This is a genomic window from Sediminihabitans luteus (genome assembly GCF_002797595.1).
Classification (GTDB): domain Bacteria; phylum Actinomycetota; class Actinomycetes; order Actinomycetales; family Cellulomonadaceae; genus Paraoerskovia; species Paraoerskovia lutea.
Genome location: NZ_PGFE01000001.1, coordinates 164,526 through 183,919, shown reverse-complemented (window position 1 = coordinate 183,919; position 19,394 = coordinate 164,526). Strand labels below are relative to the sequence as shown.

At 75.4% G+C, this 19,394-nt stretch carries 18 protein-coding genes; 4 read left to right on the top strand and 14 right to left on the bottom strand.

What is annotated here, in order from left to right; genetic code table 11:
* Positions 1-7 precede the first annotated feature (7 nt).
* The 3 genes from CLV28_RS00890 to CLV28_RS00880 are packed head-to-tail and all read left to right on the top strand — an operon-like array spanning position 8 to position 2,672.
* Positions 8-1,105, top strand: a complete 1,098-nt coding sequence (locus CLV28_RS00890; protein WP_100422298.1) for an adenosine deaminase — start codon at positions 8-10, stop codon at positions 1,103-1,105.
* Positions 1,102-1,830 (top strand): deoxyribose-phosphate aldolase, encoded by a 729-nt coding sequence (gene deoC / locus CLV28_RS00885; RefSeq protein ID WP_100421435.1) that lies wholly within the window; start codon positions 1,102-1,104, stop codon positions 1,828-1,830. Before CLV28_RS00890 ends, deoC begins: the two co-directional genes overlap by 4 nt.
* Positions 1,830-2,672 (top strand): siderophore-interacting protein, encoded by an 843-nt coding sequence (locus CLV28_RS00880; RefSeq protein WP_203968195.1) that lies wholly within the window; start codon positions 1,830-1,832, stop codon positions 2,670-2,672. The genes deoC and CLV28_RS00880 overlap by 1 nt, the downstream gene beginning before the upstream one ends.
* A 106-nt stretch (positions 2,673-2,778) precedes the next feature.
* Here the strand turns inward: CLV28_RS00880 and CLV28_RS00875 are convergent, their stop codons facing one another.
* Complete coding sequence (locus CLV28_RS00875) at positions 2,779-4,596, bottom strand: phospho-sugar mutase (RefSeq protein WP_100421434.1); 1,818 nt, start codon at positions 4,594-4,596, stop codon at positions 2,779-2,781.
* Between the two features lies 1 nt (position 4,597).
* The gene (locus CLV28_RS00870; RefSeq protein ID WP_100421433.1) at positions 4,598-5,446 is read right to left on the bottom strand and encodes a purine-nucleoside phosphorylase; all 849 of its coding nucleotides are present in this window, start codon (positions 5,444-5,446) and stop codon (positions 4,598-4,600) included.
* A gap of 82 nt (positions 5,447-5,528) precedes the next feature.
* On the opposite strand from CLV28_RS00870, the gene CLV28_RS00865 reads away from it, so the two are divergent.
* Positions 5,529-6,941: an NAD(P)H-quinone dehydrogenase gene (locus CLV28_RS00865; protein WP_239073280.1), complete on the top strand. Its 1,413-nt coding sequence runs from the start codon at positions 5,529-5,531 to the stop codon at positions 6,939-6,941.
* Between the two features lie 17 nt (positions 6,942-6,958).
* Here CLV28_RS00865 and CLV28_RS00860 read toward each other — a convergent pair whose 3' ends face one another.
* The 12 genes from CLV28_RS00860 to CLV28_RS00805 all read right to left on the bottom strand — a co-directional run bounded on the left by CLV28_RS00860 (position 6,959) and on the right by CLV28_RS00805 (position 19,245).
* Positions 6,959-7,456, bottom strand: coding sequence for a hypothetical protein (locus tag CLV28_RS00860; RefSeq protein ID WP_100421431.1), 498 nt, complete (start codon positions 7,454-7,456; stop codon positions 6,959-6,961).
* A 79-nt stretch (positions 7,457-7,535) separates the two neighbouring features.
* A complete protein-coding gene (locus CLV28_RS00855; RefSeq protein WP_308440388.1) occupies positions 7,536-8,090 on the bottom strand; it encodes an NUDIX hydrolase in 555 nt (184 codons plus the stop codon).
* 20 nt (positions 8,091-8,110) lie between these two features.
* Positions 8,111-9,940 (bottom strand): acetyl/propionyl/methylcrotonyl-CoA carboxylase subunit alpha, encoded by a 1,830-nt coding sequence (locus CLV28_RS00850; protein ID WP_203968194.1) that lies wholly within the window; start codon positions 9,938-9,940, stop codon positions 8,111-8,113.
* A 175-nt stretch (positions 9,941-10,115) separates the two neighbouring features.
* Positions 10,116-10,817 (bottom strand): Maf family protein, encoded by a 702-nt coding sequence (locus tag CLV28_RS00845; RefSeq protein WP_100421430.1) that lies wholly within the window; start codon positions 10,815-10,817, stop codon positions 10,116-10,118.
* The gene (locus CLV28_RS00840) at positions 10,814-12,577 is read right to left on the bottom strand and encodes a DUF885 domain-containing protein (RefSeq protein ID WP_100421429.1); all 1,764 of its coding nucleotides are present in this window, start codon (positions 12,575-12,577) and stop codon (positions 10,814-10,816) included. Before CLV28_RS00840 ends, CLV28_RS00845 begins: the two co-directional genes overlap by 4 nt.
* Positions 12,574-14,031, bottom strand: coding sequence for an allantoinase AllB (gene allB, locus CLV28_RS00835; RefSeq protein WP_203968193.1), 1,458 nt, complete (start codon positions 14,029-14,031; stop codon positions 12,574-12,576). Before allB ends, CLV28_RS00840 begins: the two co-directional genes overlap by 4 nt.
* A 5-nt stretch (positions 14,032-14,036) precedes the next feature.
* Complete coding sequence (gene pucL, locus CLV28_RS00830; protein WP_100421428.1) at positions 14,037-14,966, bottom strand: factor-independent urate hydroxylase; 930 nt, start codon at positions 14,964-14,966, stop codon at positions 14,037-14,039.
* Between the two features lie 2 nt (positions 14,967-14,968).
* Positions 14,969-15,328, bottom strand: coding sequence for a hydroxyisourate hydrolase (gene uraH, locus CLV28_RS00825; protein WP_100421427.1), 360 nt, complete (start codon positions 15,326-15,328; stop codon positions 14,969-14,971).
* On the bottom strand, positions 15,325-15,834 hold the full coding sequence (gene uraD / locus CLV28_RS00820; RefSeq protein ID WP_100421426.1) for a 2-oxo-4-hydroxy-4-carboxy-5-ureidoimidazoline decarboxylase: 510 nt from the start codon (positions 15,832-15,834) through the stop codon (positions 15,325-15,327). Before uraD ends, uraH begins: the two co-directional genes overlap by 4 nt.
* A gap of 170 nt (positions 15,835-16,004) precedes the next feature.
* On the bottom strand, positions 16,005-17,300 hold the full coding sequence (locus tag CLV28_RS00815) for an allantoate amidohydrolase (protein ID WP_100421425.1): 1,296 nt from the start codon (positions 17,298-17,300) through the stop codon (positions 16,005-16,007).
* Positions 17,297-18,532, bottom strand: coding sequence for a pyridoxal-phosphate-dependent aminotransferase family protein (locus CLV28_RS00810; RefSeq protein ID WP_239073272.1), 1,236 nt, complete (start codon positions 18,530-18,532; stop codon positions 17,297-17,299). The genes CLV28_RS00815 and CLV28_RS00810 overlap by 4 nt, the downstream gene beginning before the upstream one ends.
* Positions 18,529-19,245, bottom strand: coding sequence for a YoaK family protein (locus tag CLV28_RS00805; RefSeq protein WP_100421424.1), 717 nt, complete (start codon positions 19,243-19,245; stop codon positions 18,529-18,531). The genes CLV28_RS00810 and CLV28_RS00805 overlap by 4 nt, the downstream gene beginning before the upstream one ends.
* Between the last annotated feature and the right edge of the window lie 149 nt (positions 19,246-19,394).

Below are 19,394 nucleotides of genomic sequence, written 5' to 3'. Positions count from 1 at the left end.
GGACCCCATGACACCCACCGAGCTCGAGGCCCACATCGCCGAGCTGCCCAAGGTCCTGCTGCACGACCACCTCGACGGCGGCCTGCGACCCCAGACCGTGATCGAGCTCGCGGCCGACGCCGGCCACGAGCTGCCCACCCAGGACTCCGCGGCGCTCGCCGACTGGTTCGAGGACGCCGCCGACTCGGGGTCGCTCGTGCGGTACCTCGAGACGTTCGACCACACGATCGCGGTCATGCAGACCGCCGACGCGCTGCGTCGTGTCGCGCGCGAGGCCGTGCTCGACCTCGCGGCCGACGGCGTCGTGTACGCCGAGCAGCGCTGGGCGCCCGAGCAGCACCTGACCCGCGGCCTGAGCCTCCAGGAGACGGTCGACGCCGTGCAGGCCGGGATCGTCGAGGGCACCGCGCTCGCCGCCGAGCAGGGCCGCACGATCCGCGTGGGCCAGCTCGTCACCGCCATGCGGCACGCCGACCGGTGGCAGGAGATCGCCGAGCTCGCGGTCGCGAACCGCGACAACGGCGTGGTGGGCTTCGACATCGCCGGGGCCGAGGACGGGTTCCCGCCGTCCCGCCACCCGGAGATCTGGCGCTACCTCGCCGAGAACGACTTCCCGACCACGATCCACGCGGGTGAGGCCGCAGGCGTCGAGTCGATCCGCGAGGCCGTGCACCTGGGGCAGGCCGACCGCCTGGGCCACGGCGCGCGCATCGTCGAGGACATCGCGTTCGACGCCGAGGCCGGCACCGCGACGTTCGGGCGCCTCGCGCACTGGGTGCGCGACCACCAGGTCACGCTCGAGCTGTGCCCGTGCTCCAACCTGCAGACCGGCGTCGCCGAGACGATCCGCGACCACCCGATCACGCGGCTCAAGGAGCTCGACTTCGCGGTCACGCTCAACACCGACAACCGCCTCATGTCGCGCACGTCGATGACGAACGAGATGACGCGTCTCGTGCACGAGGCCGGATGGACGATCGACGACCTCGCCGACGTCACGATCACCGCGGCCTGGAGCGCGTTCGTCCACCACGACGAGCGTCGCGCGCTCGTCGACGACGTGATCCTGCCCGGGTACCAGAAGATCGAAGGAGCCCAGCTGTGAGCGCCACCTCCGCGCACGCGCCGCTCGACCGCGCCGCGCTCGCCCGACTCGTCGACCACACCCTGCTCAAGCCCGAGGCGACGGCCGCCGACGTCGCGGCGCTCGTCGAGGAGGGCGTCGGGCTCGGCGTGTTCTCGGTGTGCGTGTCGCCGTCGATGCTGCCGCTCGACGCCGCGGCCACGCGCGAGCGCGGCCTCGCCGTGGCGACCGTGTGCGGCTTCCCGTCGGGCAAGCACCACAGCGACGTCAAGGCCTTCGAGGCCGAGCGCTCGATCGCCGCGGGCGCCGACGAGGTCGACATGGTCATCAACCTCGGTGCCGCCAAGGAAGGGTCGTGGGACTACGTCGCGGCCGACATCGAGGCCGTGCGCGCCTCGGTGCCGGACGGCAAGGTCCTCAAGGTCATCATCGAGTCGGCCGCCCTCGACGACCACGAGATCGTCGAGGCCTGCCGTGCCGCGGTCGGCGCGGGCGCCGACTTCGTCAAGACCTCGACCGGGTTCCACCCGGCCGGCGGCGCGAGCACGCACGCCGTGTCCCTCATGTCGGAGACCGTGGGCGGCCGGCTCGGGGTCAAGGCCTCGGGCGGCGTCCGCACGCTCGCCGACGCGCTCGCGATGGTCGAGCACGGCGCGACCCGCCTCGGGCTCTCGGGCACCGCCGCGGTGCTCGCCGGGTTCGACGAGGGCGCCGGCGCGCGCAGCGAGGGCGGGGCGGGCTACTGATGGCAGCGGTGCCCGGGGCCGCGGTCGCGGCGGGCGAGCGCGCGCCGCGCGGCAGCACGACCCGCACGGTCACCGTGCGCCGCACCCGGCGGCTCACCCCGCACATGGTGCGCCTGGTGCTCGGCGGCGACGGCCTCGACGGGTTCGCGCCGACCTGCGCGGACGCGTACGTCAAGCTGCTGTTCGGCACGAGCGGTGCCGAGGCGCGCCCCGTGATGCGCACGTACACCGTGCGCGACTGGGACGCGGAGGCCCGTGAGCTCACGATCGACTTCGTGGTGCACGGGGACGAGGGCCTGGCCGGGCCGTGGGCGGACGCCGCCCGGCCGGGTGACACGATCGACCTGCGTGGTCCGGGCGGGACGTACGACCCGTCGTCCGACGCGCCGTGGCACCTGCTCGTGGGCGACGACTCGGCGCTGCCCGCGCTCGCGGTGGCCGCGTCCCGCGTGCCCGCGGGGGCGCGGGTCCTGGCGGTCGTCGAGGTGGGCGACGCGTCCGACGAGCAGGCCCTCGCGTCGTCGGGCGAGCTGGAGGTCGTCTGGGCGCACCGCACGGCCGCGAGCAGCCCGACGCCGGGCGTCGCGCTCGTCGAGGCGGTCGCACGGCTCGGCCTCGGCGCGCTCGCGGCCGAGCGCGGCGTCCCGCAGGTGTTCCTGCACGGCGAGGCGGGCGCGGTGCGCACCATCCGCCGAGCGCTGCGCACGGACGGGCTGCTCGGCGCCGACGCCTCGGTCTCGGGCTACTGGCGGCTCGGCCGCGACGACGAGGGCTGGCGGGCCGAGAAGCGCGACTGGCAGGCGTCGCTCGAGCAGGACGACGCGACGCTCACGCGCGTCTGAGTCGAGCGGGGCGTCCCGGGATTCCGGGAAGCCCCGCTCGCGGCCGTGCCCCAGCCCGGCGGTTCCCAGCCCGACTGTGCCCCAGCCCGGCGGTGCCGGGCGGCTCTCAGAGGCCGAGCGCCCGGCGCACGTCCGCGGCGACCGCGTCGAGGTGCGCACGGGCGCGCACGCGTGCTCCCACGACCGCGTCGTGCGACGCGTCGGCGTCCACGGGTACGACGACCTCGAGGTAGCACTTGACCTTGGGCTCGGTCCCGCTCGGGCGGACGATCACCCGGGTGTCGTCGTCCGCGCGCAGCAGCACGCCGTCGGTGGGCGGCAGGCCGCCCTGCCCGCGCGAGAGGTCGACGACGTCGCGCACCCCGATGCCGCCCAGGACGCGCGGCGGGCGGGCGCGCAGGCGCTCCATGGTCGCCGGGATCTCGGACAGGTCGCTGAACCGGGCGGAGACCTGGTCGGTCAGGTGCAGGCCGTGCGTGCGCGCGAGGTCGTCGAGCGCGTCCAGGAGCGTGCGGCCCTCGGCGTGCAGCCGTGCCGCGAGCCGGGCGACGACGACGGCGGCGCTGATGCCGTCCTTGTCGCGCACCGTCGCGGGGTCGACGCAGTAGCCGAGCGCCTCCTCGTACCCGTAGACCAGCCCGTCGACGCGCGAGATCCACTTGAACCCCGTCAGCGTCGTGCGGTGCTCGAGCCCGTGCGCCGCGGCCACCCGGGCGAGCAGCCGGGACGAGACGATCGAGCTCGCGAGCACCGACCCCGGGGGCGCCGAGGCCGCGACCTCCTCGCCCAGGAGCGCGCCGACCTCGTCGCCGTGCAGCATGCGCCAGCCGTTGCTGCGCGCGGTCTCCGCACCCTGGTGGGTGCCGACGCTCGGGTCGAGCACCGCGACGGCGCAGCGGTCGGCGTCCGGGTCGTTCGCGATCACGAGGTCCGCACCCGCGTCCTGCGCGAGCGCGAGCGCCATGTCGATCGCGCCCGGCTCCTCCGGGTTGGGGAACGCGACCGACCCGAACGTCGGGTCGGGGGCGAACTGCTCCTCGACGGGTACGACGTCCCGGAACCCGGCCTCGCCCAGGGCGCGCGAGAGCATCGCGCCACCCACGCCGTGCAGCGCGGTCGTGACGATGCGCAGACGCCGCGGGCCGTCGTCGGCCCAACGACCCAGGGTGTCGAGGTAGGCCCGCGCGACGCTGCGGTCGAGCACCGTCCAGCCGGACGGCGCGCGCGCGACGTCCGCGGCCGGGGGAGCCGCGTCGATCGCCGCCGCGATCGACGCGTCGAACGGGGGCACGATCTGCGCGCCCTGGCCCGCGTCGGTCACGACGCGGCCGCCGAGGTAGACCTTGTAGCCGTTGTCCGCGGGCGGGTTGTGGCTCGCGGTGACCATGACGCCCGCGTCGGCGTCAAGGTGCCGCACCGCGAACGCGAGCACCGGCGTGGGCCAGGCCTTGGGCATGAGCAGCACCTGCGCGCCCGCGGCCGTCAGGACCTCGGCGGTGTCGAGCGCGAACCGCTCCGAGCGGTGCCGGGCGTCGTATCCGACGACGACGCGCGCCCCTGGCCCGACCTCGTCGTGGAGGAACGCGCCCAGTCCGGCCGCCGCACGGGTCACGACCGCGCGGTTCATCCGGTGCGGCCCGGCGGCCATGCGCCCGCGCAGACCCGCGGTGCCGAACGCGAGGTCGCCCGCGAACCGGTCGCGGAGCTCGTCGAGCACGGCGGCGCGGGCGTCCTGGGACCGCACGTCGGTGCGTCGCGCCTGCTCGAGGAGCGTGCGCAGCTCGGCCTGGTCGTCGGGGTCGACGTCGCCCGCGACCCACGCCTCGACGCGGGCCAGGAGGTCGTCGACCTCCGTGACCGCGGTGTCTGCGCGGTAGGACGGGTCGTCGGCGTCGTACGTGTAGACGGGGGGCGTTCGGGTCATGTCACACCAGCCGGGCGATCGAGGCGAGCAGGGCGCTGATCCGGGGCCCGGCGGCCTGGCCCGCCTCGATGACCTCGGCGTGCGACAGGGGGGTCACGCTGATCCCTGCCGCGAGGTTGGTGACGAGCGAGATGCCGAGCACGTCGAGGCCCGCGTGGCGGGCGGCGATCGCCTCGAGCGTCGTGGACATGCCCACGAGGTCGGCGCCGAGGAACCCGGCCATGCGGACCTCGGCCGGGGTCTCGTAGTGGGGCCCGGGGAACTGGGCGTACACGCCCTCGGCGAGCGTGTCGTCGACCGAGCGCGCGAGCTCGCGCAGCCGCGGCGTGTAGAGGTCCGTCAGGTCGACGAAGGTCGCGCCCTCGAGCGGGGACGTCGCGGTGAGGTTCACGTGGTCGCGGATCAGCACGGGCGTGCCGGCCTTCCACGACGGGTGCAGGCCCCCGCAGCCGTTGGTCAGGATCACGGTCTCGCAGCCCGCCGCGGCGGCCGTGCGCACGCCGTGCACCACGCGCCGCACGCCGCGGCCCTCGTACAGGTGGGTGCGCGAGCCGAGCACGAGCGCGTGTCGCACCTGGCCGTCGGGCCGCTCGACCCGGATCGACCGCGTCGTCGAGCCGTGCCCCGCGACCGCCGGGCGCGAGAAGCCCGGGATCTCGTGCGTCGGGATCTCGGCGACCGTCTCGCCCAGAAGGTCGGCGGCCGCGCCCCACCCGGAGCCGAGGACGAGGGCGAGGTCGTGGTGCTCGATGCCGCTCGTGGCGGCGATGTGCGCGGCGGCCTCCCGGGCGACGACGAAGGGGTCGGTCGTCGGGTCGTCCAGGGCGTCGGAGTCGTGCGTCGTGGTCATGCTCCCGAGGCTAGTCGCTCGGCTGCGGTCCGGCTGTCCGAATGCTGACACAATGGAGGGCGTGAGCATCGAGACCCCACCCATGCAGTCCGGCAACGTCGTCGTCATCGGGGGTGGTCCCGGCGGGTACGAGGCCGCGCTCGTCGCGCGGCGCCTCGGTGCCGACGTGACCGTGGTCGAGCGCAACGGTCTCGGTGGCGCCGCGGTGCTGACCGACGTCGTGCCCTCCAAGACGCTCATCGCGACCGCCGACTGGATGACGAACGCCGAGCTCGGCCCGGACCTCGGGATCCGGCCGGCGGCCGCCGCGCAGGTCACCGAGGCCGGTGCCGGGGCCGAGCACGTGGTCGACCTCGACGCCGTCAACACCCGCGTGCGCGCGCTCGCCACGGCGCAGTCCGCGGACATCCGCGGGCGCCTCGAGCGTGAGGGCGTGCGCGTCGTCATCGGCGACGGACGTCTCGACGGGCCCTCGACCGTGGTCGTGACCACGGCCGCCGGCGAGGAGCGGATCGACGCCCACGTCGTCCTGCTCGCGCTCGGCACCACGCCGCGGGTGCTGCCGACGGCCGTGCCCGACGGCGAGCGGATCTTCACCTGGACCCAGCTCTACGAGCTCACCGAGCTGCCCAAGCACCTGATCGTGGTCGGGTCGGGCGTCACCGGCGCCGAGTTCGCGGGCGCGTACAACGCGCTCGGCAGCACCGTCACGCTCGTCTCGAGCCGCGACCGGGTGCTCCCGGGCGAGGACGCCGACGCGGCCGAGCTCCTGGAGGGCGTGTTCCGTGCACGCGGCATGAACGTCGTGTCGCGCTCGCGCGCCGAGGGCGCGGTCCGCACCGCCGACGGCGTCGCGGTCACGCTCGCCGACGGGCGCGTCGTCGAGGGCTCGCACGTGCTGTTCGCGGTCGGGTCGATCCCCTCGACGCAGGGGCTCGGCCTCGAGGAGGCCGGGGTGCAGCTCTCGCCGAGCGGGCACGTCGTGGTCGACAAGGTCTCGCGCACCACCGCGCGCGGCGTGTACGCGGCCGGCGACTGCACGGGGGTGCTGCCCCTCGCGTCGGTCGCCGCGATGCAGGGCCGCGTCGCGATGTCGCACGCGCTCGGCGACGCCGTCAGCCCGATCACCCTGCGCAACGTCGCCGCGAACATCTTCACCGCACCCGAGATCGCGACCGTCGGGTACTCGGAGGAGCAGCTCAAGGCGCAGTCGTCGAAGTACGTGACCGCGACGCTGCCGCTCGCGCGCAACCCGCGCGCCAAGATGCTCGGCATGCGCGACGGGTTCGTCAAGCTGTTCGCCCACCCGGAGGCCGGCGTGGTGCTCGGCGGCGTCGTCGTGGCGCCGCGCGCGAGCGAGCTGATCTTCCCGATCACGCTCGCGGTGTCGCACCGGCTCACCGTCGACGACGTCGCCGAGGCGTTCACGATCTACCCGTCGCTCAGCGGGTCGATCGCCGAGGTCGCGCGCATGCTGCACCACCGGCACGGCTGACCGGGGCGCCCCGGTCGTCAGCGGGGGCGCAGCGCGACGGCCTTGGCGTCGACCGACGCGTCGACCGTGAAGATGCCGTCGTCGTAGGTCACGCTCGTGACCGTCACGCCGGGCACCTTCGCGGCCAGCGCCGCGCGCACGTCGACCGTGACCCGGGTGCCCGGGCCGGTCGCGAGCCGCACGAGGCCGCGCGGCAGCCCCTGCTTGACGAGCGCCTTGTCGAGCGGCGGCAGGGCCCAGCCGATGAGCTTCTCGGCGGGCAGGCCGGCGGCGTCGACCGCGACCTGGACCACGGCGTGCCCGTTGTCGTACGACACGAATCCGAGCGTCGCGTGCACGACCGGCAGCAGCCGCGCCGCGAACCGCAGGCCCGCAGGGGCGTCCGGGATCTCGCGCAGGTCGATCTCGGCGCGCACGGCAGGGCCGCTGCCGGTCAGGCGGGTCACGCCCGGGGGGAGGGCGTCGGCGGCGGTCGCGAGCTGGGCGGCCTCGACCGCGGTGATCTGGATGCGCATGGCCCCAGTCTCTCAGGCGCGTCCACCCCACCGCCGACCGTGCGATCCGTCACGCTTTCGCGGCCAGATCCGTGACGGATCACGCGGTCGGCGGTGGGGAGGGGCGGGTGGCGGCCTCGAGCCGTTCGCGGAGCCCCGGCCAGGCCTGCGCGAACGCGGGCAGCAGCGGGAGGGCGGTGACGTCGTCCGCGGCCACCCAGCGCACGTCGACGCTCTCGGCGTCGGCCGGGCGGGGGAGGACCAGCGCCCCGGGGCGGACCGTGGCGAGCACGGTCGTGTAGCGCCAGGGGCCGTGGTCGAGCAGGTGCTCGGCGAACGGCACGACGTCGTCCGGGTCGACGCCGGCCTCCTCGGAGGTCTCGCGCAGCGCGCCCTGCGTCGCAGTCTCGTCGGGCGCGACCGCGCCGCCGGGGACGCCCCAGGTGCCGCCCTGGTCCGACCACGGCGCACGGTGCTGCAGCACGACCTCGAGCCGGCCCGCGTCGTCGAGCCGACCCAGCAGCAGGCCGGCCGCGCCGTGCAGGCCCCAGTGCCGGCGTCCGCACACGCACTCGACCCAGCCGTCGCCGGGCTGCAGGTGCCGCGGCCGGGGCCCGGCGGGGTCGGACGGGTCGGGGACGGTGGGGATGCTCACGCCCCCCACTCTCGCACCCGTCAGTCGACGATGTCGCAGATGACGGTCCCGGCGCTCACGCTCGCGCCGACGCCCGCGCCGAGCGAGCGCACGGTGCCCGCACGGTGGGCGAGCAGCGGCTGCTCCATCTTCATGGCCTCGAGGACGACGACGAGGTCGCCCTCGGCGACCTGCGCGCCGTCCGCGACCGCGACCTTGACGATCGTGCCCTGCATGGGCGACGCGAGGGACGTGGACGACGTCGCCGCGGCCGCCCGCCCGCCCGAGCGCCGTGCCGGGCGGCGGGCCGCGTTCGCGGTGCGTGCGCGGCCTGCGGCCCCGCCGAGCCCCGCGGGGATGACGACCTCGAGACGCTTGCCGCCGACCTCGACCACGACGCGCTCGGTCGCGAGGGCCGGGGCGTCGTCGTCGGACGTCGCGGGCGTCGTCGGCGCGGGGGCGAGGGCCTTGAGCTCGTCCGCGAACGCCGTCTCGATCCAGCGGGTGTGCACCCGGAACGGGGAGTCGTCGGCCGGCACGAAGTCGTCGGCGTCGAGCACCGCGCGGTGGAACGGCACCACCGTCGGGATGCCCTGGACCTCGAGCTCGCGCAGCGCGCGGCGCGCCCGCTCGACGGCCTGGCGGCGCGTGGCGCCCGTGACGATGAGCTTGGCGATCATCGAGTCGAACGCGCCCGAGACCGTGTCGCCCTCGACGATGCCCGAGTCCACGCGCACGCCCGGCCCCGAGGGGTAGCGCAGCGTCGTGATGCGCCCGGGGGCGGGCATGAAGTTGTTGGCCGGGTCCTCGCCGTTGATGCGGAACTCGAACGAGTGCCCGCGCACCTGCGTGCTGTCGTACCCGAGGGCCTCGCCCGCCGCGATGCGCAGCTGCTCGCGCACCAGGTCGATCCCGGTGACCTCCTCCGAGACGCAGTGCTCGACCTGCAGGCGCGTGTTGACCTCGAGGAACGAGATCGTGCCGTCGGCACCCACGAGGAACTCGCAGGTGCCCGCACCCACGTACCCGGCCTCGCGCAGGATCGCCTCGGACGCGCGGTACAGCTCGGCCACCTGCTCGGGCGTCAGGAACGGCGCGGGGGCCTCCTCGACGAGCTTCTGGTGGCGGCGCTGGAGCGAGCAGTCGCGCGTCGAGACGACGACGACGCCGCCGTGCTGGTCCGCGAGGCACTGGGTCTCGACGTGGCGGGGGTTGTCGAGGTAGCGCTCGATGAAGCACTCGCCACGCCCGAAGTTCGCGATCGCCTCGCGCACCGCGGACTCGTAGAGCTCGTCGATCTCGCTCGCCTCGCGCACGACCTTGATGCCGCGCCCGCCGCCGCCGAACGCCGCCTTGATCGCGATCGGCAGGCCGTGCTCGGCCGCGAACGCGTGCACCTCGGCCGCGCTCTCGACCGGGTCGGGCGTGCCCGGCACGAGCGGGGCGCCCGCGCGCTGCGCGATGTGGCGCGCGCTGACCTTGTCGCCCAGCGCGTCGATCGCCGCGGGGGAGGGGCCGATCCACGTCATGCCCGCGTCGATCACGGCCTGCGCGAAGTCGGCGCGCTCGGCCAGGAACCCGTACCCCGGGTGGACGGCGTCCGCGCCCGAGCGACGCCCGACGTCGACGATCTTGGCGATGTCGAGGTAGGTGTCGGCCGCGCGGGCCCCGTCGAGCGCGTACGCCTCGTCGGCCAGGCGCACGTGCTGCGCGTCGCGGTCCTGGTCGGCGTAGACCGCGACCGAGGCGATCCCGGCGTCCGCGCACGCACGCAGGACTCGGACGGCGATCTCACCGCGGTTGGCGATGAGCACCTTGGTGACACGGGCGCTGCTGACAGGGGCGCTGGCGAGGGGGGCGTTGTCGGGCACGGCTCACGGTAACGCGTCGGACGGCGCCCGGACACGCTCCGGGCGCCGTCCGACGCAAGATTGGAGAAGGTCCCAACCGGTTCCTGAGACTTTTGTCGGTTCCCCACATGGCCGCCCGTGCGGACCGTGGCCCGACGGCGTCCGGTTGTGGTGAACCGACAATCGGACCCGTGGGTCAGGGTCGGACGCGGTCGCTCCACAGGTCGGTCCAGAGCACGCCCAGCGCGCCGACGAGCTCGCGCAGCAACGGCAGGCTGATGCCCACGACCCCGTGGTGGTCGCCCTCGATGCCGCGCACGAACGCGCCGCCCAGGCCGTCGGTCGTGAACGCGCCCGCGACGTGCAGCGGCTCGCCCGTCGCGACGTACGCGTCGACCTCGGCGTCGCTCACGTCCGCGAAGTGCACCGTGGTCGAGCTCGTCGCGCCCCGGGCGGCCGGCCCGTGGCCCGGGTCGTCCGCCTGCTCCTCGTCCCGGGGGCGCTCGCCGACCGCGACGACCCAGTGCCCCGTGTGCAGCACCCCGGTGCGACCGCGCATCGCGTGCCAACGGCGGCGCGCGTCGTCCGCGTCCCGGGGCTTGCCCAGCACCTCGCCGTCGAGCTCGAGCATCGAGTCGCAGCCCACGACGAGTCGCGGGGCGTCCGGGGCCTCGGTCGGGTCGAGCGGGCGGGCGGCGAGGTCCGCGACGACGGTCTCGGCCTTGGCACGAGCCAGCAGCAGGACCGCCTCGACGGGCGCGACGCCGCCCGGCCGGGCCGCGGCGTCGGCGAGCAGACGGTCCTCGTCGACGTGCGACACGCGCACCGCGGGGTCGATCCCGGCCGCGCGGAGGGTCGCGAGGCGCGCCGGGGACTGCGAGGCCAGCACGAGCGTCATCGGGCGGCCCCGCCGTCGGCGTCCGCGAGCGTGCCCGCCAGCGCGCCGCGCAGCACGTCGAGGCCGACGGACCCGAGCGCGAGGGCGCGCGCGTGGAACGCGCGCGGGTCGAACTCCTCGCCCGCGGCCTCCGCGGTCGCGCGCGCCTCGTCGCGCGCCTGCTCCCACAGGCGCTGCCCGACCTTGTACGACGGCGCCTGCCCGGGCCAGCCGAGGTAGCGGTCGAGCTCGAACCGCACGAACGACTCGGGCATGTTGACGTTCGCGAGCAGGAACGGCCACGCCTTGTCGGCGTCCCAGCGCGGGTCGTCAGCGCCCGCGCGCCACCGCTCGGGCGCCTCGAGGCCCAGGTGCACGCCGATGTCCACGACCACGCGCGCGGCACGCAGGCGCTGCGCGTCGAGCATGCCGAGGCGGTCGCCGAGGTCGTCCATGAAGCCGAGGTCGGCCATGAGCCGCTCGGCGTACAGCGCCCAGCCCTCGCCGTGGCCCGAGACCCAGCAGGCGAGCCGACGCCACGAGTTGAGCGTCTCGCGCGCGACCACGGCCTGGCCGAACTGCAGGTGGTGACCCGGCACGCCCTCGTGGTAGACGGTCGTCTTCTCGCGCCAGGTGTTGAACGTCGTGACGTCGGCGGGCACCGACCACCACATGCGACCGGGACGGGAGAAGTCGTCGCTCGGGGGCGTGTAGTAGATCCCGCCCGTCTGCGTCGGGGCGATCATGCACTCGAGCGTGCGCACGGGCTCGGGGATCGTGAAGTGCACGCCGTCGAGCGCCTCGATCGCGGCGTCCGACGTCTCCTGCATCCAGGCGCGCAGCGCCTGCGTCCCGTCGAGCTGCAGCGCCGGGTCGGCGTCGAGCAGCGCGACCGCGTCCTCGACGCTCGCGTCCGGTCCCGCGATCCGCCGCGCGACCTCCTCCTGCTCGGCCACGATCCGGTCGAGCTCGGCCAGGCCCCACGCGTACGTCTCGTCGAGGTCGACCTCGGCGCCCAGGAACGTGCGCGAGAGCAGCGTGTAGCGCTCGCGGCCCACGGCGTCCTGCGCGGGCGCCTGCGGCAGCAGCTCGTCGGCGAGGAAGTCCGCGAGGCGTCCGTACGCGGCGCGCGCCTCGCGTGCGCCCGCCTCGAGCGATCCCTCGAGGAGCTGGCACGCGGCCGACCCGTCGAGCACCGCGCGGGCGGACTCGCCGCGCACGAACGACGTGAAGAACGACTCGTCGCCGGCCTGCTCGCGCGCCTGCTCGACGCACAGCCGCACCTGACGGGCCGCGGCGACGTGCCCGCGCGCGGCCGCCGCGCGCAGCGACTCGACGTAGCCGTCGACCGCGCCCGGCAGCGCCGCGAGCCGCGCCGCGACGTTCTCCCACGCCTCGACCGTGCCCGTGGGCATGACGTCGAACACGTCGCGGAGGTCCTGCACCGGGCAGGCGATGTTGTTGAGGCGTGCGTGGAACTCGTCGGCCTCGTAGAGCTCGACCTCGAGGCCGAGGCGCTCGCGCATCGCGGCGAGCGTCACGAGGTCGACGTCGTCCACCGGGGTCGCGTCGTCGAGCGCGCGGAGCGTGGCCCGGGCCGCGTCCGCGTCGGCTGCGAGGCCTGCGGGCGACAGGTCGGGCATGAGGTGGTCGTGGCCGGGGATCCCGAGCATGGTCGCCGCGAGCGGGTTGAGCTCGACGACCGTGCGGACGTACGCGTCGGCGATCTCGTCGATCGCGCTCGGTGTGCGGGGGGGCTGGGGCGTGGTGGGTGCCGTCACGCACCGAGGTTATCGCGCCGCGACTCCTCGACGCCGGGCTCCGGCCACGCGACGCCGTCGCGACCGCGCCGGTTGAGCCGCAGGCCCGCGGGCGGCGGGACCTGCGCGTCGTCGGGCAGGTCGGCGTCGAACACCGTGCGCCCGCGCAGGAGCGTGCGGGTCACGCTGCCCGTGAAGGTGCGCCCCGCCCAGGCGCTCGTCGGGTTGCGGTGCGCGAGCCGTGCGACGTCGACGGTCAGGGCGCGGTCGGGCGCCCAGACCACGAGGTCCGCGTCGTTCCCGACCGCGATCGACCCCTTGGCGTGCAGGCCCGCGACGCGTGCCGGCGCCTGGGCCGTCCAGGCGCTCACCGCCTCGATCCCGATCCCGCGCCGGCGGGCGGCGTCCGCGACCGCGACGACACCGACCTGGAGGCCCGCGATCCCGCCCCACGCCTGCTGGAGGTCGCCGCCGCCCGCACGCTTGCGCTCGAGCGTCGAGGGCGAGTGGTCGCTCACGACGCAGTCGATCACCCCGGCCACGAGCGCGTCCCACAGCGCGTCCTGGTTCCCGGTGTCCCGGATGGGCGGGCAGCACTTGAACTCGGCCGCGCCGTCGGGCAGGTGGTCGACGTCGAGCACGAGGTAGTGCGGGCACGTCTCGACGGTCAGGGGCAGGCCCTCGTCGCGCGCCGCGGCGATCATGTCGAGGGCGCGGGCGCTCGACAGGTGCAGCAGGTGCGCGCGCACGCCGGTGTCGCGCACGGTCTCGATCAGGGTCGCGATCGCCGAGGTCTCCGCGGCGTCGGGCCGCGAGGCCACGAAGTCCGCGAACCGGCGGCTCGGCGGGTGCGGGGCGGCGGCGAGCACGTCCGGGTCCTCGGCGTGCACCAGCAGCAGGCCGCCGAACCCGGCGATCTCGCGCGCCGCCGCGGCGAGCTCGTTGCGGTCCAGCGCGGGGAACTCGGGGACGCCCGAGTCCGCCAGGAAGCACTTGAAGCCGTAGACGCCGAGGTCCCACATCCGTTCGAGGTGGCCGAGCGACTCGGGCACGGCCCCGCCCCAGAACCCCGTGTCGACGTGCAGGCGGTGCGCGGCGGCCGCGCGCTTGTACCGCAGCGCCCCCGGCGTCGTGGTCGCGGGGACGCTGTTGAGAGGCATGTCGACGATCGTCGTGACCCCGCCGCGCGCGGCGGCCTCGGTCGCCGACCAGAACCCCTCCCAGCGCGAGCGGCCGGGCTCGTTGACGTGCACGTGCGAGTCGACCGCGCCGGGGAGCAGCACCGCGTCGTCCGGGACGTCGACGCGGGCCGGGTCCGCGCCCCCGGACGTGGGGCCGGGGGCGTCGTCCGACCGGATCTCGTGCACGACGCCGCCGCGCACCACGACCGTGGCGGGGCGCAGCACCCCGTCGACGAGCGCCCGGCGCGCACGCACGACGAGGTCGGGCCCGGGCGTGCCCGCCTCCCGGGTCACGGCGTTCAGCAGAACCCCGCGACGGACTCCCAGGCGCGGCCCGCGGGCGGCGCGTCCTCGACGCTCACGCTCGCCTCGATGAGCCCGTACGGGCGGTCGGCGGCGTAGAAGACCTCGTTCGGGTTGTCGAGCCCGAACGGCGAGAGGTCCACGAGGAAGTGGTGCTTGTTGGGCAGCGAGAGCCGGACCTCGACGATCGCGGGGTGCGCGACCAGCACGGCCTCGGCCATCGCGTACAGCGTCTGCTGGAGGGCGAGCGAGTGGGTGGTCGCGAACGCCTCGAGCAGCGTCGCGCGCACGCTCGCGTACGTCGCGTCCCAGTCGACGTCGGTGCCCGCGTACCGCCACCGGGCCGTGACGGCCGTCGCGAGCACGCGGTCGTCGGTCTCGCCGAGCGTCGTATACCGGTCGCGCGGGAACCCGTGGAACTCCGAGCCGGTCGACTTGAGCACCGTGAGGTCGGTCAGCCCGCCCAGGACCCACACGTCGTCGCCGTCGCGGGTCACGACCGCCGTCCGCGTCTCCTGGCCCGTGCGGACGAACGCGTGGTCGTGCTCGGCGCCTTCGGCCACGATCCGGTCCCACGCGTGCGACAGCGCCTCCCAGCGGCCGCCGTCGACCCAGGCGAAGCCCGTGAAGTGCTCCGCGAGGCGCAGCAGGAACGCCTCGGGCGCGCCCACGCCGTCCCGGGCGAACGCGTAGACCGTGTTCTTCTGGGTGTCGGTCGCCACGACCTGGGAGTTGTCGCCCGCGACGTGCGACGCCGCGAAGTCCCCGCGCAGCTGCGACGTGACGGTGAGGTCCTCGATCTCGTGCCGGGCCGTGTCGCGCGTGACCCGCACGAGCCGCACCTCGGCCTTGCCGTACTGGTTCGCGCCCAGCCGGACCGTGCGCGCGGCGCTGCTCGGGGCGGGGGTCGGGGCGGTCGTGGTCATGGTCAGCTCCCGCGGTAGGTCGAGTAGGCGAACGGGCTCAGCAGGAGCGGCACGTGGTAGTGCCGCGCGGGGTCGTCGAGGGTGAGCGTCACGCACACCTCGGGGAAGATCGTCGGGGTGTCGGACGCCGCGTACCAGGCTCCCGTCGCGAAGCGCAGCAGGTACGTGCCGGGCTCGAGCACGTCGGGGCCGAGGCGCGTGACGCGACCGTCGGCGTCGGTCGTGCCGGTCGCGACGGGCGTGGGCGTGCCGACGCGCTCGAGCACGACCTCGACGCCCACGGCGGGCGTGCCCGTCGCGGTGTCCAGGACGTGCGTGGTCAGGTGGCTCGTCGTCGCGCCGCTCGTCGTCGCGCCGCTCATCGCAGCACCTGTGCGGGGGCGACGGCCGCGGCGAGGCGGAGCAGCGCGATGTCGCACAGCTCGGCCGCGGTCGTCGCGGCCTCGGTCTCGTCGTCGGCCCCGAGGCGGGTCTCGAGCGCCGCGAGGATCTCGTGCGCGTCGCGGCCCGCGGCCCGGATCAGGAACACCCGGCCGAAGCGACGCTCGTACGCGAGGTTCCCGGCGCGCAGCCTGGCCGCGACGTCCGTGTCGGTCGAGACGCCGGCCTGCTCGCGCGCCGACATCCGGGCCTCGGCGCCGTCGCCCGCCGGTCGCTCGCCGATGCGCGGGTGCTGCGCGAGCGCGCCCTCGACCTCGGCGGGCGTCCAGGCCCGGGCGAGGCCGCGCGCCGTGGCGAGCAGCCGGTCGGCGTCGCCGAACGGTCGCAGCGCGACGAGCGCGTCGCACCAGCGCGGCACGTCCGCGCACCGCCGCACGACCTCGCGCGCGTCGTGCGCGGGCAACGTGTCGAACACGAGCTCGGTCACGGGGTGCCTCCGTCCGTCGGGTCCGGGTCAGCGGTCACGCTACGGCGGGGCCCGCACCGCGGCGTGTCCTGGTGGTGTCGTGCGTGTTACTTCGTGCGTGTTACTTCGTGCGGATTGCTTCGTGCGTGCTGCTTCGTACGTGTGACTTCGTGCGTGCTGAGTCGTGCGTGTCATGCCGTGCCGGCGAGGCCGGCGAGCTCGAGCACGGCCTGCTCGAGCGCGTCGACCGCGAGCGCGACGTCGTCCTCGCGCACCGACTCGTCGGGGTGGTGCGAGACGCCGTCGCCGCAGCGCACGAACAGCATCCCGACGTCGGTGAGCGCGGCCATCGACATCGCGTCGTGCCCGGCGGGGCTGAACAGGGTCAGGGGTGCGACGTCCCCCGCGACGCTCGTCACCGCGCGCGCGACGGCGGCGCTCGGGCCGGGTGCGCACGGCACGGCGGGCGCGCGGTGGGTCTCCTCGACCACGAGCCGCAGGCCGAGCCGCACGCATCGGGCGAGCAGCACGTCGTGGATCAGGTCCCAGACGTGGTCGCGCAGCGCGTCGGTCTCGGCGCGCAGGTCGAGGCTGAGCTCGACGCGGCCGGGGATCACGTTGACGCCGCCCGGGTAGGCCTGGAGCCGGCCGACCGTGGCGATGGCGCCCGCGGCGCGGGCGATCCGCTCGATCTCGAGCACCGCGTGGCTCGCGCCGAGCGCGGCGTCGCGGCGGCGGTCGTAGGGCGTGCCGCCCGCGTGCCGGGCCTCGCCGAGCACCGCCATCTCGAAGCGGCGCGCGGCGGCGATCGAGCTCACGACCCCGAGCGGGCGGTCGGCGTCCTCGAGCCGCACGCCCTGCTCGATGTGCGCCTCGAGGTAGCCGACGGTCGTGCCCGGGTCGAGCGCGGCGTCGCCCACGGCAGCGGGGTCCAGGCCGAACGCGACGAACGCCTCGCGCATCGTCGTGCCCGCGGCGTCGGGCAGGTCGAACCACGCCGGGTCCCAGGTGCCGGCGACCGCGCGCGAGCCGAGCAGCGTGGCGCCGAACCGTGCGCCCTCCTCGTCCCCGAACCCGACGACGCCGATCTCGAACGGCAGCTCGGCCGCCCGCGGTGCGAGCCTCCGGGCGACCTCGACCGCGACGACGACGCCGAGCGGGCCGTCGTACCGCCCGGCGTCGGGCACGGTGTCGAGGTGCGAGCCGAGCACGAGCAGCGGGACGTCGGGCGTGCCGGTGCGGCCCCAGACGTTGCCCGCCGCGTCCTGCGCGGTACGCAGCCCCGCCTCGCGCATCCAGCCGGCGACGAGCGTGTTGGCGCGGGCGTGCTCGGGCGTGAGGTAGAAGCGGTCGGTGCGGCCGGGCACCGCGGTCACGGTCGCGAGCTCGTCGCACCGGGCGAGCGCCCTGCGGGCGGCGTCATGGGCGTCAGCCGACGCGGGGCCGGTCGACGCGGGGCCGGCCGCCGGTGCGTGGGTGCCGGTCATGCGTAGACCTCCCGGGCGGCACCGACGCCGGAGCCCGCGACGGGGGCCGCGCCCGCGCTGCGCAGCACCTGCTCGAGCGCTGCGAGGGTCGTGAGCACGGCGTCGCGGCGTGCGTTGTGCCCCATGGTGCCGATGCGCCAGACCCTGCCGTGCAGGGGGCCGAACGACGTGCCGATCTCGATGCCGTAGTCCTCGAGCATGGCCGCGCGCACGCCGTCGCCGTCGACCCCGTCGGGGATCTCGACCGCGACGACGTTGTTCATGCGGTGCGCGAGGTCGCCGAACACGCGCAGCCCGAGGGCCTGGACGCCCGCGAGCATCGCGGCGCCGTGCAGCCGGTGGCGTTCGACCGCGGCGTCCATGCCCTCGTCGACGAGCAGCCGCGCGCACTCGCGCGCGGCGTAGAGCATCGAGGTGGCCTCGGTGTGGTGGTTGAGCCGCCGGGGCCCCCAGTAGTCGAGGATCATCGCGAGGTCCAGGTAGTTCGACGCGATGCGCACGCCGTGGTCCTCGTCGTGCTCGTCGCGGATCCCGTGCTCGACGTGGCGACGCGCGTCGAGCACGGCGACCGCGGCGGGCGAGAGGCTCACGGGCGCGCTGCCCGAGGGTCCGCCGAGGCACTTCTGGAGGCCGGCGCTCGCGACGTCGACGCCCCAGTCGTCCATCGCGAACGTGTTGCCGCCCAGGGACGCGGTCACGTCGGCGTACAGGAGCGCGCCGTGCGCGTGCGCGATCTCGCCGAGCGCCTCGAGGGGCTGGTTCATGGTGGTCGACGTGTCGCCCTGGACGAGCGCGACGACGTGCGGGCGCACCCGCCGCACGGCCGCCTCGACCTGCTCGGGCTCGAACACGGTGCCCCAGGCGGTCTCGATCGTGTGGACCTGCGCGCCGCAGCGCTCGGCGATCTCGCGCAGGAGGTGCCCGAACCGCCCGAGCACGGGCACGAGCACGCGGTCGCCGGGGGACAGCAGGGAGACGAGCGCGGCCTCGATGCCCGCGCGGGAGGTGCCGTCCACGAGCACGGTCGCCTCGTTCGACGTCCTGAGGACCTCGCGGTACAGCTGCGACGTCTCGTCCATGTAGCCCGTCATGACGGGGTCGTACTGCCCCACGAGCGGCGCCGACATCGCGCGCAGCACGCGCGGGTCGGCGTTGACGGGGCCGGGACCCATGAGCAGGCGCGGGGGCGGGTTCACGGGGGCGGACGCCGGTCGGCGCGGCGGGGTGGTCATGCGGGTCCTCCGGCGGTGGTCGGGGGTGTGCGGCGCAGCACGCGGTGGCCGAGCAGGGCGACCGCGAGCGTGATGAGGGCGGCCAGTCCGATGCCCGCGCCGGGGTGCCAGCGCAGCAGCAGGGCGCCGACCGAGGCGCCGAGCAGGATCAGGACGACGGCGCCGGCGCGGCGTCGCCAGAGCGCGGCGCCGTCGGTGCCGGGTGCCGCGTCGAACGCGAGCCCGGTGAGCGTGGACGTCACGACGACGGTCGTGACGTCCTTGACGGCGACGTGCCGCGCGGTGCCGGCCTGGAGCCCCATCGCGAGCCCGAGCAGGCCGGTCACGGTCAGCGCGACGCCGGGGTCGAGGTCGATCACCAGGAGCGCGACGGCGATCGCGGCCATGAGCAGCCCGCCCGCGGTGAGCAGGGTCGTGGTCCGCGACGACCAGCCCGCGGTCTCCTGGCGCAGCACCACGCCCGCGAGCGCGGCGCCGGCCATGAAGCACACGAGCGCGACGAACGGTCCGCGCACGGGCAGGTCGTCGGCGCCCACGAGTCCCATGCCGAGCACGACGACGTTGCCGGTCATGTTGCCGGTGAAGACCCGGTCGAGGCCGAGGTAGCCGACGGCGTCGATGATCCCGGTCGCGAACGTCAGGGCGAGCATGAGGGGCACGTGCAGGTGGCTCGTGACGGTGCGGGCGCGTGCCGCGGGGTCGGCCTGGGTCATGCGGTCGTCCTCGTTCTCTCGGGCGGGTCGGGCGGGTCTCGCGTCCCAGGTCACCGGTCACGGCTCGGACGTCACGGGCCGCAGGTCCCTCGGGGCGCTGCCGCGTCGTGCGCCCGGGTCGTCGAGGTTGCCCCCGGTCGTGCGCCCGG

What these genes read in the sequence shown, in the direction of transcription:
- CLV28_RS00890 (WP_100422298.1), top strand. Translation starts at nt 8, where the DNA reads ATGACACCCACCGAGCTCGAGGCCCACATCGCCGAGCTGCCCAAGGTC.
- CLV28_RS00880 (WP_203968195.1), top strand. Translation starts at nt 1,830, where the DNA reads ATGGCAGCGGTGCCCGGGGCCGCGGTCGCGGCGGGCGAGCGCGCGCCG.
- CLV28_RS00875 (WP_100421434.1), bottom strand. Translation starts at nt 4,596, where the DNA reads ATGACCCGAACGCCCCCCGTCTACACGTACGACGCCGACGACCCGTCC.
- CLV28_RS00870 (WP_100421433.1), bottom strand. Translation starts at nt 5,446, where the DNA reads ATGACCACGACGCACGACTCCGACGCCCTGGACGACCCGACGACCGAC.
- CLV28_RS00865 (WP_239073280.1), top strand. Translation starts at nt 5,529, where the DNA reads ATGCAGTCCGGCAACGTCGTCGTCATCGGGGGTGGTCCCGGCGGGTAC.
- CLV28_RS00860 (WP_100421431.1), bottom strand. Translation starts at nt 7,456, where the DNA reads ATGCGCATCCAGATCACCGCGGTCGAGGCCGCCCAGCTCGCGACCGCC.
- CLV28_RS00845 (WP_100421430.1), bottom strand. Translation starts at nt 10,817, where the DNA reads ATGACGCTCGTGCTGGCCTCGCAGTCCCCGGCGCGCCTCGCGACCCTC.
- pucL (WP_100421428.1), bottom strand. Translation starts at nt 14,966, where the DNA reads ATGACCACGACCGCCCCGACCCCCGCCCCGAGCAGCGCCGCGCGCACG.
- uraH (WP_100421427.1), bottom strand. Translation starts at nt 15,328, where the DNA reads ATGAGCGGCGCGACGACGAGCGGCGCGACGACGAGCCACCTGACCACG.
- CLV28_RS00815 (WP_100421425.1), bottom strand. Translation starts at nt 17,300, where the DNA reads ATGACCGGCACCCACGCACCGGCGGCCGGCCCCGCGTCGACCGGCCCC.
- CLV28_RS00810 (WP_239073272.1), bottom strand. Translation starts at nt 18,532, where the DNA reads ATGACCACCCCGCCGCGCCGACCGGCGTCCGCCCCCGTGAACCCGCCC.
- CLV28_RS00805 (WP_100421424.1), bottom strand. Translation starts at nt 19,245, where the DNA reads ATGACCCAGGCCGACCCCGCGGCACGCGCCCGCACCGTCACGAGCCAC.